This is a genomic window from Pseudomonas sp. BW7P1 (assembly GCF_024981055.1).
In the GTDB taxonomy this organism is placed as follows: domain Bacteria; phylum Pseudomonadota; class Gammaproteobacteria; order Pseudomonadales; family Pseudomonadaceae; genus Aquipseudomonas; species Aquipseudomonas bananamidigenes.
The window spans coordinates 2,108,473-2,121,945 of sequence record NZ_CP103374.1 but is presented as its reverse complement, the minus strand read 5'-3'; the positions used below and the strand labels follow the sequence as shown (position 1 = coordinate 2,121,945).

9 protein-coding genes are annotated in these 13,473 nt (G+C 61.2%); 1 reads left to right on the top strand and 8 read right to left on the bottom strand.

Going from position 1 to position 13,473, the window contains the following annotated elements:
• Nucleotides 1-200: 200 nt before the first annotated feature.
• Both NWV16_RS09690 and ppsA read right to left on the bottom strand, forming a co-directional pair.
• Nucleotides 201-1,190 carry a lysophospholipase gene (locus NWV16_RS09690; protein WP_260522841.1) on the bottom strand — a complete coding sequence of 330 codons (990 nt, stop codon included), beginning with the start codon at nucleotides 1,188-1,190 and terminating at the stop codon, nucleotides 201-203.
• A gap of 98 nt (nucleotides 1,191-1,288) precedes the next feature.
• Nucleotides 1,289-3,661, bottom strand: coding sequence for a phosphoenolpyruvate synthase (ppsA, locus tag NWV16_RS09685; protein ID WP_260522840.1), 2,373 nt, complete (start codon nucleotides 3,659-3,661; stop codon nucleotides 1,289-1,291).
• 174 nt (nucleotides 3,662-3,835) lie between these two features.
• Here ppsA and NWV16_RS09680 point away from each other — a divergent pair, with 174 nt between their 5' ends.
• The gene (locus NWV16_RS09680; RefSeq protein ID WP_065259742.1) at nucleotides 3,836-4,654 is read left to right on the top strand and encodes a pyruvate, water dikinase regulatory protein; all 819 of its coding nucleotides are present in this window, start codon (nucleotides 3,836-3,838) and stop codon (nucleotides 4,652-4,654) included.
• A 134-nt stretch (nucleotides 4,655-4,788) separates the two neighbouring features.
• Here NWV16_RS09680 and prpD read toward each other — a convergent pair whose 3' ends face one another.
• The 6 genes from prpD to NWV16_RS09650 form a co-directional block, all read right to left on the bottom strand.
• A complete protein-coding gene (gene prpD, locus NWV16_RS09675; RefSeq protein ID WP_260522839.1) occupies nucleotides 4,789-6,273 on the bottom strand; it encodes a 2-methylcitrate dehydratase in 1,485 nt (494 codons plus the stop codon).
• 214 nt (nucleotides 6,274-6,487) lie between these two features.
• A complete protein-coding gene (gene prpF / locus NWV16_RS09670; protein WP_260522838.1) occupies nucleotides 6,488-7,678 on the bottom strand; it encodes a 2-methylaconitate cis-trans isomerase PrpF in 1,191 nt (396 codons plus the stop codon).
• 56 nt (nucleotides 7,679-7,734) lie between these two features.
• Nucleotides 7,735-10,329 (bottom strand): Fe/S-dependent 2-methylisocitrate dehydratase AcnD, encoded by a 2,595-nt coding sequence (gene acnD, locus NWV16_RS09665; protein WP_260522837.1) that lies wholly within the window; start codon nucleotides 10,327-10,329, stop codon nucleotides 7,735-7,737.
• A 203-nt stretch (nucleotides 10,330-10,532) separates the two neighbouring features.
• The gene (gene prpC / locus NWV16_RS09660) at nucleotides 10,533-11,660 is read right to left on the bottom strand and encodes a 2-methylcitrate synthase (protein WP_065258024.1); all 1,128 of its coding nucleotides are present in this window, start codon (nucleotides 11,658-11,660) and stop codon (nucleotides 10,533-10,535) included.
• Between the two features lie 43 nt (nucleotides 11,661-11,703).
• On the bottom strand, nucleotides 11,704-12,594 hold the full coding sequence (gene prpB / locus NWV16_RS09655; RefSeq protein ID WP_065258025.1) for a methylisocitrate lyase: 891 nt from the start codon (nucleotides 12,592-12,594) through the stop codon (nucleotides 11,704-11,706).
• Nucleotides 12,591-13,313 carry a GntR family transcriptional regulator gene (locus tag NWV16_RS09650; RefSeq protein WP_176704423.1) on the bottom strand — a complete coding sequence of 241 codons (723 nt, stop codon included), beginning with the start codon at nucleotides 13,311-13,313 and terminating at the stop codon, nucleotides 12,591-12,593. Before NWV16_RS09650 ends, prpB begins: the two co-directional genes overlap by 4 nt.
• Nucleotides 13,314-13,473 lie beyond the last annotated feature (160 nt).

Below are 13,473 nucleotides of genomic sequence, written 5' to 3'. Positions count from 1 at the left end.
GATCATGGATGTCGCACTCTTTGGAAACGAGATCCGGCGGTCGCTGTTTACCTTGGTTCAGCCAATGGTCGCTGAGCGAACCTGAACACAAGCTGAAACGTAATAGCGAAACAGTCACCAAATGTGACCGGAACCGTCCAATGCGTCATATCTTAGCCGCAACCCGGTTCGAACGAAATGCCCTTTTCAGAGCCTTGCGTTCATCCCGCTGCCGCCAGATCCACCTTTTCGCCGAGTAACGGCGTGTGCTGGTCAGTCAACCAGCGCGCCACCAGCGGCCAGACTTCGGTCTGGGCGGCCTTGCTCACCAGCATCTCGACATGACCGAAGTTTTCGCTGAAGCCCTGTTCGCGCCCCAAGTTGATGAACTGCTTGTGCTCGGAGCCGATTTGCTCGAACAGTTTGCGGCAGGCCCAGGCCGGATCCTGATGATCCCCGGCCGCCGTTACGGCCAGTACGGGAACCTGAACATCGGCAAGCCCCGCCCACCAATTCTTGTCCTTGTCGCCAAAACGCCCGAACAGGCCGTACCAGCGCATGCTTTCCAGCGCCAGGCCGATCGGTTCGTCCTCCGGACCACGCTTGAGCCGCGAGCCGGACAGCTGGGCAAAACGCTTGAGAATGAAGCGCCCGCTCCACTCCACCGGCGGTATTTTCAACGGCCAATACGTGCGGCTGACCTGGGTGCCGAAAAACGCTGCCGACGCCACGGCCGGCTCCCCGAGGTATTCGCCGCCCAGCGCTGCCGCGAGCGTAATGCCGCCCAACGAATGGCCGATCCAGTGCGGAACCTGCCCGCTCTGTTCACGCACGAACGCGGCAATGGCCGGCAGGTCGTAACGGGCGTAGTCGGCAACACGGTTGCGGCGATAGTCTTCGTTGCGCCGGGACATGCCGTGACCGCGCATTTCCGGGATCCACACATCAAATCCCAGACGTGTCAGATAAGCGCCCAGCCCCAGGCCTTTTGGGGAAAACCAGAAGCGCCGATTGGAGAAGCTGCCATGCAGCAAAATCACCGGTACACCGCGTGACGCCGGCTCATCGGCCATGCCGAGACGGGTCACCGCGATTTCAACGGACCCGTCAGGGCTGTTGCCCGGCTTCAAACGGTAGATGTCTTCGCTCAGATCACCGCGACGTTCGGCGCTGATCAGGGCGACAGGAAAAAGGTTGCTGCTGCTTTGCATGATGCTCTTGCACAAAAAAGGGCGGCATCCGGAGAGCCCGCCCTGTTTCAATCTTAAAGCCACGGCCCGGTTCAATGGGCCGAGGCTTCATTCACGGCTTATTCCGCCTGACCTTCAGCCAGGAAGAACCAGGTTTCCAGCACGGTGTCCGGGTTCAGCGACACACTTTCGATGCCCTGCTCCATCAGCCATTTGGCCAGATCCGGATGGTCCGAAGGGCCCTGACCGCAGATGCCGATGTACTTGCCAGCCTTGTTGCACGCGGCAATCGCGTTGGCCAGCAGCTTCTTGACCGCCGGATTACGCTCGTCGAACAGGTGCGCGATGATGCCGGAGTCACGGTCCAGACCCAGTGTCAGTTGGGTCAGGTCGTTGGAACCGATCGAGAAACCGTCGAAGAACTCGAGGAATTCTTCAGCCAGGATCGCGTTGGACGGCAGTTCGCACATCATGATCACGCGCAGGCCATTATCGCCGCGCTTCAGGCCGTTTTCGGCCAGCAGATCGACCACCTGGCTCGCTTCGCCCAGGGTCCGTACAAACGGCACCATGATTTCGACGTTGGTCAGGCCCATCTCGTTGCGCACGCGTTTCAGTGCACGGCACTCGAGCTCGAAGCAGTCACGGAACGATTCGCTGATGTAACGCGAAGCGCCGCGGAAGCCCAGCATCGGGTTTTCTTCTTCCGGCTCGTACAGTTTGCCGCCGATCAGGTTGGCGTATTCGTTGGACTTGAAGTCCGACAGACGCACGATGACCTTCTTCGGAGCGAATGCAGCCGCCAGGGTGCTGATGCCTTCGACCAGTTTCTCGACGTAGAAACCGACCGGATCGTCGTAACCGGCGATTCGCTTGTCGACGCTTTCCTTGATGTCCTGCGGCAGTCCGTCGTAATTCAACAGCGCTTTCGGGTGAACGCCGATCATGCGGTTGATGATGAATTCCAGACGAGCCAGGCCCACACCGGCGTTCGGCAGTTGCGCGAAGTCGAAGGCGCGGTCAGGGTTGCCGACGTTCATCATGATCTTGAACGGCAGCTCCGGCATGGCGTCCACGGAGTTCTTCTTGACGTCGAAGCCCAGCTCGCCTTCGAAGATGTAACCGGTGTCGCCTTCGGCGCAGGACACGGTCACGCCCTGGCCATCCTTCAGCAGCTGGGTGGCGTTGCCGCAACCCACGACAGCCGGAATACCCAGCTCACGGGCGATGATCGCCGCGTGGCAGGTACGGCCGCCGCGGTTGGTGACGATGGCGCTGGCGCGCTTCATCACCGGTTCCCAGTCCGGGTCGGTCATGTCGGAGACCAGCACGTCGCCCGGCTGGACCTTGTCCATTTCCGATACGTCGCGAATGATCCGCACCTTGCCGGCGCCGATGCGCTGACCGATGGCACGGCCTTCCACCAGCACGGTGCCGGTTTCCTTCAGCAGGTAACGTTCCATGACGTTGGCCTGGGTGCGGCTCTTCACGGTTTCCGGACGGGCCTGCACGATGTACAGCTTGCCGTCGTCACCGTCCTTGGCCCATTCGATGTCCATCGGACAGCCGTAGTGCGTCTCGATGATCATCGCCTGCTTGGCCAGCTCGCTGACTTCGGCGTCGGTCAGGCAGAAACGTGCGCGGTCGGCCTTGTCGACATCGACGGTCTTCACGGAACGACCGGCCTTGGCCTCGTCGCCGTAGATCATCTTGATGGCCTTGCTGCCCAGGTTGCGGCGCAGGATCGCCGGACGACCGGCCTCCAGCGTGCCCTTGTGGACATAGAATTCGTCCGGGTTCACCGCGCCCTGTACGACGGTTTCGCCCAGACCGTAGGCGCCGGTGATGAACACCACGTCACGGAAACCGGATTCGGTATCGAGGGTGAACATCACGCCGGCGGTGCCGGTTTCCGAACGCACCATGCGCTGCACGCCGGCGGACAGGGCGACCAGTTTGTGATCGAAGCCCTGGTGCACGCGGTAGGAGATGGCGCGGTCGTTGAACAGCGATGCGAACACTTCCTTGGCCGCGCGGATCACGTTGTCGACGCCGCGGATATTGAGGAAGGTTTCCTGCTGACCGGCGAACGAAGCGTCCGGCAGGTCTTCGGCGGTGGCGGAGGAACGCACGGCCACGGCCACGTCAGGATTACCGGCCGACAGCGCAGCGAATGCGGTGCGGATCTCGGTGTTCAGTTTTTCAGGGAATTCGGCTTCCATGATCCATTGACGGATCTGGGCACCGGTCTTGGCCAGGGCATTGACATCATCGACGTCCAGCGCATCGAGGGCCTTGTGAATCTGATCGTTCAGACCGCTCAGTTCCAGGAAGTCGCGATAGGCTTGCGCCGTGGTGGCGAAGCCGCCGGGGACCGACACACCGGCACCGGCCAGGTTGCTGATCATCTCGCCCAGGGATGCGTTCTTGCCCCCCACATGCTCAACATCGTGTTTGCCGAGCTTATCGAGGGAAACTACGTACTCTACCAAGGTGATCTCTCCACTAACTGTGTTGGAAAAGCTCAGAAACCGGCGGCTCGGGGGAGCGTCGGCCGGTTGTATGGCCTGGACCTGGAAAATAAGTGAGAATGCGGGCCATCGGCGGCCGACAAATCGCGCCTATCATATCCAGAAATGCTCATTAGCTTAAGGCCCAGGGTGCAAATGAAACGATCTGCTTTCTTTATCTCCGATGGCACCGGCATCACGGCCGAAACCCTGGGTCAAAGCCTTCTGGCGCAGTTCGAAAACATTACCTTCACCAAGCTCACGCGACCTTACATCGACAACGCGGACAAAGCGCGGGCCATGGTACAACAAATCAACAAAGCCGCTGAAACCGATGGTTTCCGGCCGATCATCTTCGACACCATCGTCAATCAGGACATCCGTGAGATTCTCGCAACCTCCAATGGTTTCATGATCGACATCTTCTCGACGTTCCTCGCCCCTCTTGAACAGGAACTGACCGAGCATTCTTCCTACACCGTCGGCAAGTCCCATTCGATCGGCCACAACTCCAACTACATGGAGCGGATCGAGGCGGTGAACTTCGCCCTCGACAACGACGACGGCGCACGCACCCACTATTACGACAAGGCCGACCTGATACTAGTGGGCGTGTCGCGATGTGGTAAGACGCCGACGTGTCTGTACATGGCCATGCAGTTCGGCATCCGCGCGGCCAACTATCCGCTGACCGAAGACGACATGGAGCGCCTGCAACTGCCGTCCGCCCTGCGCGCCCACCAGCACAAGCTGTTCGGCCTGACCATCGACCCGGACCGCCTTACCGCGATCCGCAACGAACGCAAGCCCAACAGCCGCTATTCAAGCTACGCCCAGTGCGAGTTCGAAGTGCGCGAGGTGGAGAACCTGTTCCGCCGCGAGAACATCCCGCACATCAACTCCACACATTTCTCCGTTGAAGAAATCTCCGCGAAAATCCTCGTGGAAAAAGGCGTGGAGCGGCGTTTCAAATAGATTTGTAGCGCCCTTGCAGCCGCCATCGCTGGCAAGCCAACTCCCACAGGGTTTTGTGGTGTACGCAGATTTTGCATTCACAACAAAACCCTTTGTGAGCGTGGCTTGCCCGCGAAGCACGATAACGCGGTCCCTCAAATAACAAACAAATCGACGAACCGGTTCACCGGCATCACCTCCAGCCGCACCTGATCCTTGCAGACCGCAAGGATCTCGGCGCTGCGCTGGCCGGTGAACCGCGTAGCCAGGTTCGCCCTGAACTTGTCCTCCAGCAACGGAATGCCCTCGGCTCGACGCCGGCGGTGGCCGATCGGGTACTCCACCACCACGTTTTCGGTGCTGGAACCGTCCTTGAAAAACACCTGCACCGCGTTGGCAATCGAGCGTTTGTCGGCTTCGAGGTATTCGCGGGTGAAGCGCGGATCTTCGACGATGACCATTTTTTCCCGCAGCACATCGATGACCGGATGGGCCGCGTGAAACTCATCCTCGTACTGCTCCGCCACCAGATTGCCGAACGCCAGCGGCACGGCGGTCATGTATTGGAGGCAGTGATCGCGATCGGCGGCGTTGGCCAGCGGGCCGACCTTGGAAATGATGCGGATCGCCGATTCGTGGGTAGTGATGACGATGCGGTCGATTTCATGCAGGCGATTGCGCACCTTCGGGTACAGGGCCACAGCGGCTTCGCAGGCGGTTTGCGCGTGGAATTCGGCGGGAAAGCTGATTTTGAACAGCACGTTTTCCATCACGTAACTGCCGAACGGACGCGAGAAGCTGAAGGCGCGTTTGTCGTCAGGCTTGAGCGCCAGATCGTTGTTGGTGTGGCTGAACAGCACGTCGTAGAAACCCCACTGCTTTGCCGTCAACACACCGGGGATGCCCATCTCGCCGCGCATCGCGATATCCGCCAGGCGCACGCCGCGACTGGACGCATCCCCCGCCGCCCAGGATTTGCGCGAACCGGCATTCGGCGCATGGCGATACGTGCGCAACGCCTGACCATCGGCAAACGCATGGGACAACGCCGACAGCAACTGCTCGCGATTGGCCCCCATGAGTCTGGCGACAACGGCCGTCGAGGCCACTTTCACCAGAATCACATGATCGAGGCCTACGCGGTTGAAGGCGTTTTCCAGGGCGATCACGCCTTGAATCTCGTGGGCCATGATCATCGCTTCGAGCACGTCGCGCACCGTCAGCGGCGCCTCGCCATTGGCCAGACGCTTTTGCGACAAATGATCGGCCACCGCGAGAATCCCGCCGAGGTTGTCCGACGGATGCCCCCATTCGGCGGCGAGCCAGGTGTCGTTGTAATCCAGCCAGCGCACGATGCAGCCGATGTCCCACGCGGCTTTGACCGGGTCCAGGCGATAGGAAGTGCCCGGCACCCGGGCGCCGAATGGCACGACCGTGCCTTCGACGACAGGGCCAAGGTGCTTGGTGCATTCAGGGAAACGCAGGGCCAGCAGGCCGCAGCCCAATGTGTCCATCAGACAGTTGCGGGCGGTGTCGAGGGCTTCGGAGGATTCAATTTTATAGGTGAGGACGTAATCGGCGATGTCCTGCAGGACACGGTCGTAGTCGGGGCGATTGTTCAGGTCGACGTTGGCGCTCATGTTCGATCACTCTTGACAGTGGTTCGTTGATGGGACCTCGGTTCAGGCTGGGACTCTGAGGCGTACAGCCTTCTTATGGTTGAAATACATAACCTGTGGGAGCGGCGGTGCGACGATTCGACTTGCCCGCGAATGGGCCGGCACATTCAGCATTGATGCTGGTTGATACACCGCTATCGCGAGCAAGCTCGCTCCCACAGGGCCCCAAGCAGAATTAGAACGAATCTCCTGGAACGCGGACGTAACCTTCCATCAACACCCGCGCACTACGGCTCATGATCGCCTTCTTCACAACCCACTCACCGTTTTCCAGACTGGCCTCGGCCCCGACGCGCAACGTGCCGGACGGATGCCCGAAGCGCACCGCGTTACGCTCGACACCACCAGCGGCCAGATTCACCAACGTGCCGGAGATGGCCGCTGCCGTACCGATCGCCACCGCTGCCGTGCCCATCATCGCGTGGTGCAACTTGCCCATCGACAACGCCCGCACCAGCAGATCCACATCCCCGGCAGCAATCGACTTGCCACTGGACGCCACGTAATCCGCAGGTTTGGCCACAAACGCAACCTTCGGTGTGTGCTGACGCTTGGCCGCTTCGTCGATGTTGGAAATCAGCCCCATGCGCAAAGCACCGTAGGCGCGGATGGTTTCGAACATCTGCAAGGCTTTCGGATCGCTGTTGATCGCGCTCTGCAGTTCGGTGCCGGTGTAGCCGATGTCTTCAGCGTTGACGAAGATCGTCGGAATGCCCGCGTTGATCATGGTTGCCTTGAACGTGCCGACGCCTGGGACCTCCAGTTCGTCGATCAGGTTGCCGGTGGGGAACATCGAACCACCGCTGCCCTCTTCTTCCGCCGCCGGGTCCATGAATTCGACCTGGACTTCGGCAGCCGGGAAGGTCACGCCGTCGAGCTCGAAATCACCGGTTTCCTGGACTTCGCCGTTGGTGATCGGCACATGAGCGATGATCGTTTTGCCGATGTTGGCCTGCCAGACGCGAACCACCGCCACGCCGTTGTGCGGAATGCGGCTCGCGTCCACCAGGCCGTTGCTGATGGCGAAGGAGCCGACCGCCGCCGACAGGTTGCCGCAGTTGCCGCTCCAGTCCACGAACGGTTTGTCGATGGACACTTGACCGAACAGGTAATCGACGTCGTGATCGGCCTTGATGCTTTTCGACAGGATCACGGTTTTGCTGGTACTCGAGGTGGCGCCGCCCATGCCGTCGATCTGTTTGTCATACGGGTCGGGGCTGCCGATCACCCGCAGCAAAAGCGCATCGCGGGCCGGACCGGGTATCTGCGCGGCTTCGGGCAGATCCTTGAGGCTGAAAAACACGCCTTTGCTGGTGCCGCCGCGCATGTAGGTGGCGGGGATTTTGATTTGCGGTGCGTGAGCCATGGTGCTCCCTATATCAGCGAATGCGGGTCATCCGACCCGCACTCGCACTGCGTGGTTTAAACGGCAACCGCCGATTCTTCGAGGAAGTCCTGGGCGAAGCGTTGCAGCACGCCGCCGGCCTCGTAGATCGACACTTCTTCGGCGGTGTCGAGGCGGCAGGTTACCGGCACCTCGACGCGCTCGCCGTTCTTGCGATGGATCACCAGCGTCAGGTCGGCGCGCGGCGTGCGCTCGCCGATCACGTCGTAGGTTTCGCTGCCGTCGATGCCCAGTGTTTTACGGTTGGTGCCCGGCTTGAACTCCAGCGGCAACACGCCCATGCCCACCAGGTTGGTGCGGTGAATGCGCTCGAAGCCTTCGGCGGCAATCGCTTCCACACCCGCCAGACGCACGCCTTTGGCCGCCCAGTCCCGGGACGAACCCTGACCATAGTCGGCCCCGGCGATGATGATCAGCGGCTGCTTGCGTTCCATGTAGGTTTCGATGGCTTCCCACATGCGCATCACTTGGCCTTCCGGCTCCACACGCGCCAGCGAGCCCTGCTTGACCTTGCCGTTTTCCACGACCATTTCGTTGAACAGTTTCGGGTTGGCAAAGGTGGCGCGCTGGGCGGTCAGGTGGTCGCCACGGTGAGTCGCGTAAGAGTTGAAGTCCTCTTCCGGCAGGCCCATTTTCGCCAGGTATTCGCCGGCAGCGCTGTCGGGCATGATTGCGTTCGACGGCGACAGGTGATCGGTGGTGATGTTGTCCGGCAGCACCGCCAGCGGGCGCATGCCCTTGAGCGGGCGCGCCCCGGCCAACGCACCTTCCCAGTAGGGTGGACGGCGGATGTAGGTGCTCATTTCGCGCCAGTCGTACAGCGGCGCGACTTTCGGCCCGGTGTCTTCATGGATGGCGAACATCGGAATGTAGACCTGACGGAACTGCTCGGGCTTGACCGAGGATTTCACCACCGCGTCGATTTCCTCGTCGCTCGGCCAGATGTCCTTCAGGCGGATCTCCTTGCCATCGACCACACCCAGCACGTCCTTTTCAATGTCGAAGCGGATGGTGCCGGCAATCGCGTAGGCCACCACCAGCGGCGGCGAAGCGAGGAACGCCTGCTTGGCGTAGGGGTGAATCCGCCCGTCGAAGTTGCGGTTGCCGGACAGCACGGCGGTGGCGTACAGGTCGCGGTCGATGATCTCTTGTTGAATCACCGGATCCAGCGCCCCGGACATGCCGTTGCAGGTGGTGCAGGCAAAGGCGACGACGCCGAAACCGAGTTGCTCCAGCTCCGGGGTCAGCCCCGCTTCATCGAGATACAGCGCCACGGTTTTCGAGCCCGGTGCCAGCGACGACTTGACCCACGGCTTGCGGGTCAGCCCAAGCCGGTTGGCATTGCGCGCCAGCAGGCCTGCAGCGATCACGTTGCGCGGGTTGCTGGTGTTGGTGCAACTGGTGATGGCCGCGATGATCACCGCGCCGTCGGGCATTTGCCCCGGCACCGCTTCCCACTTCCCGGAGATGCCTTTGGCCGCCAGATCCGCCACCGCCACGCGGGCGTGCGGGTTGCTCGGGCCGGCCATGTTGCGCACCACCGAAGACAGATCGAAGGTCAGACCGCGCTCGTATTGCGCACCTTTCAGGCTGTCGGCCCACAGGCCGATCTGTTTGGCGTACTGCTCGACGAGCTGCACTTGCTGGTCTTCACGACCGGTGAGTTTCAGGTAATCGATGGTCTGCTGGTCGATGTAGAACATCGCCGCCGTGGCGCCGTATTCCGGGGCCATGTTGGAGATGGTCGCGCGGTCGCCGAGGGTCAGTGCCGAAGCACCTTCGCCAAAGAATTCCAGCCACGCACCGACCACTTTCTCTTTACGCAGGTACTCGGTCAGCGCCAGCACCATGTCGGTGGCGGTGATGCCCGGTTGCAGCTTGCCGGTCAGTTCGACGCCGACGCTTTCCGGCAGGCGCATCCAGGAAGCGCGGCCGAGCATCACGCTCTCGGCTTCAAGGCCACCGACGCCGATGGCAATCACGCCCAGCGCATCGACGTGCGGGGTGTGACTGTCGGTGCCGACGCAGGTGTCCGGGAATGCCACGCCGTCGCGTACCTGGATCACCGGAGACATTTTCTCCAGGTTGATCTGGTGCATGATGCCGTTGCCCGGCGGGATCACGTCGACGTTCTTGAACGCCTTTTTGGTCCAGTTGATGAAGTGGAAACGGTCTTCGTTGCGACGGTCCTCGATGGCGCGGTTCTTCTCGAACGCCTGCTTGTCAAAACCGCCCGCCTCGACCGCCAGCGAGTGGTCGACGATCAGTTGCGTCGGCACCACCGGGTTGACCTGCGCCGGGTCGCCACCCTGTTGGGCTATCGCGTCGCGCAGGCCGGCCAGATCCACCAGCGCGGTCTGGCCGAGAATGTCGTGACACACCACGCGGGCCGGAAACCACGGGAAGTCGAGGTCGCGCTTGCGCTCGATCAGTTGCTTCAGGGAATCGGTAAGCGTGGCCGGGTCGCAGCGACGCACGAGGTTTTCCGCCAAAACGCGAGAGGTGTACGGCAGGGTGTCGTAGCTGCCGGGCTGGATTGCCTCGACCGCTGCGCGGACATCGAAAAAGTCCAGCGGCGTGCCGGGCAGGTTCTTGCGAAATTCTGTGTTCATCGGTCGGGACTCGGTCACGGTAGTTTCAAAGGGTGAGCTGGACAATGATCTTGAAATTCACACCAAACCCTGTGGGAGCTGGCTTGCCAGCGATAGCGGTGTGTCAGTCGACATCGATGTTGGATGCGACTCAGTCATCGCTGGCAAGCCAGCTCCCACAGGGTCCTCGATGAACCTCCGGATCAGTGTTCGGCCATCACCATTCAGCGACGTTCGATTGGCACGAACTTGCGCTGTTCAACGCCGACATACTCGGCGCTCGGACGGATGATGCGGTTGTTGGCGCGCTGTTCGAACACGTGTGCCGCCCAGCCGGTCAGGCGCGAGCAGACGAAGATCGGGGTGAACAGCTTGGTGGGGATGCCCATGAAGTGGTACGCCGAGGCATGGTAGAAGTCGGCATTCGGGAACAGTTTCTTCTGTTCCCACATGGTCTTGTCGATGGCTTCCGAAACCGCGAACAACACCTTGTCGCCCACTTCGTCGGCGAGTTTTTTCGACCAGCCCTTGATCACCTCGTTGCGCGGATCGCTGTCCTTATAGATCGCGTGGCCGAAGCCCATGATCTTGTCCTTGCGTTCAAGCATGCCGAGGGTGCCCTTGATCGCCTCTTCCGGCGACGAGAAGCGCTCGATCATTTCCATCGCCGCTTCGTTGGCGCCGCCGTGCAGCGGGCCACGCAGCGAACCGATGGCCGCCGTGATGCAGGAATACAGGTCGGACAGGGTCGAAGCGCACACCCGGGCGGTGAAGGTCGAGGCGTTGAATTCGTGTTCGGCGTAGAGGATCAGCGACACGTTCATCACTTTGACGTGCAGCTCGCTCGGCTTCTTGTCGTGCAGCAGGTGCAGGAAATGCCCACCGATGGACGGCTCGTCCGTCACACAGTTGATGCGTTTGCCGTCGTGGCTGAAGCGATACCAGTAGCACATGATCGCCGGGAAGGCGGCCAGCAGGCGGTCGGTCTTGTCGCGTTGTTCGGAAAAGTCTTTCTCCGGCTCGATGTTGCCCAGGAACGAGCAACCGGTGCGCATCACGTCCATCGGGTGGGCATCGGCGGGAATGCGTTCCAGCACTTCTTTCAGCGCTTGCGGCAGGTCGCGCAACTTGCTCAGCTTGCCTTGATACTCGGCGAGCTGGGCCTTGGTCGGCAATTCTCCATAGAGCAGCAGGTACGCCACTTCTTCGAATTGTGCATCTGCCGCCAGTTCGCGCACGTCGTAGCCGCGATAGGTCAGCCCGGCACCGGCCTGGCCCACGGTGGACAGTGCGGTTTGCCCGGCAACCTGGCCCCGGAGCCCGGCGCCACTGAGTACTTTTGCTTCGGCCATTGTTGTCTCCATTCTTGAATTTGTCAGGGAGTACGGTTGCGGCTTACTTCTTCGCCGCAAACAGCGCGTCGAGCTTCTGCTCGAAGGTGTGGTAATCGATGCGATCGTAAAGCTCCATGCGAGTCTGCATGGTGTCGATGACATTCTGCTGGGTGCCGTCGCGGCGGATCGCGGTGTAGACGTTTTCCGCGGCCTTGTTCATCGCGCGGAACGCCGACAGCGGGTACAGCACCAGCGACACATCGGCACCGGCCAGTTGTTCGGTGGTGTACAGCGGCGTCGAGCCGAATTCGGTGATGTTGGCCAGGATCGGCGCCTTGACGCGGTTGGCGAACAGCTTGTACATCTCCAGTTCAGTGATGGCTTCCGGAAAGATCATGTCGGCACCGGCCTCGATGCACGCGGCGGCTCGCTCCAGTGCCGACTCCAGACCTTCAACGGCCAGCGCGTCGGTGCGGGCCATGATCACGAAACTGTCGTCGGTGCGGGCATCCACGGCCGCCTTGATGCGGTCGACCATTTCCTGCTGAGTCACGATTTCTTTGTTCGGACGGTGACCGCAGCGTTTGGCGCCGACCTGGTCTTCGATATGGATCGCCGCCGCGCCGAACTTGATCATCGACTTCACGGTGCGGGCCACGTTAAACGCCGAGGCACCGAAACCGGTGTCCACGTCCACCAGCAGCGGCAGGTCGCAGACGTCGGTAATGCGGCGCACGTCGGTCAGCACGTCATCCAGGCCGGTGATGCCCAGATCCGGCAAGCCGAGGGAGCCAGCGGCTACCCCGCCACCCGAGAGGTAGATCGCCTTGAAACCGGCACGCTTGGCCAACAGCGCATGGTTGGCGTTGATCGCGCCGACCACTTGCAACGGATGTTCGCTGGCGACCGCATCGCGGAAACGCTGGCCTGGAGTGCTCTTGTTGGAACTCATGACTCACCTCGTTCAGTGGCTGTCTGGTTGTCGGCGCCGTCCTGGTAATGACGGGCGATGTTGCGTTTCGAGGCGCCGATGTGGCGGCGCATCAACAATTCCGCGAGCTCGCCGTCACGGTCGGCGATGGCATCGAGAATCCGGTGGTGTTCGGCAAAGGCCTGGCGCGGGCGGTTGGGCGTGGTGGAAAACTGGATGCGGTACATGCGCACCAGTTGATACAGCTCGCCGCAGAGCATCTGGGTCAACGTGCGGTTGCCGCTGCCCTGGATGATCCGGTAGTGAAAGTCGAAATCGCCTTCCTGCTGGTAGTAGCCGACGCCGGCCTGAAACGCGGCATCGCGCTCGTGGGTTTCCAGCACCCGGCGCAGCTCGTCGATGTCTTCGACGCTCATGCGCTCGGCCGCCAGACGGCAGGCCATGCCTTCGAGGGATTCGCGGATTTCGTAGAGTTCGAGCAGTTCGGCGTGGCTCAGCGAGACTACCCGTGCACCGACGTGCGGCACTCGAACCAGCAGGCGCTGGCCTTCGAGACGATGAATCGCCTCACGCAGCGGTCCGCGACTGATGCCGTAGGTACGCGCCAGTTCCGGCTCGGAGATCTTGCTGCCAGGGGCGATTTCGCCTTTGACGATAGCCGCCTGGATGCGCCGGAAGACGTTTTCGGACAGGGTTTCCGAATCGTCGCCGCTGATGACCGGAGGATCGAGTTGATCCAGCATATTGTCGACACCTTTAAATCAGATGCGGCAAAAACTAGCGAATCAGTCCGTACCAGTCAAAGGAAAAATAAAGATTGTCGACAATCGTCTAATAACACGCGTCATCCACCCCAAGGGTTATAGACCTGCTCGGGCGCTGGCGCCATTAAACCACCGT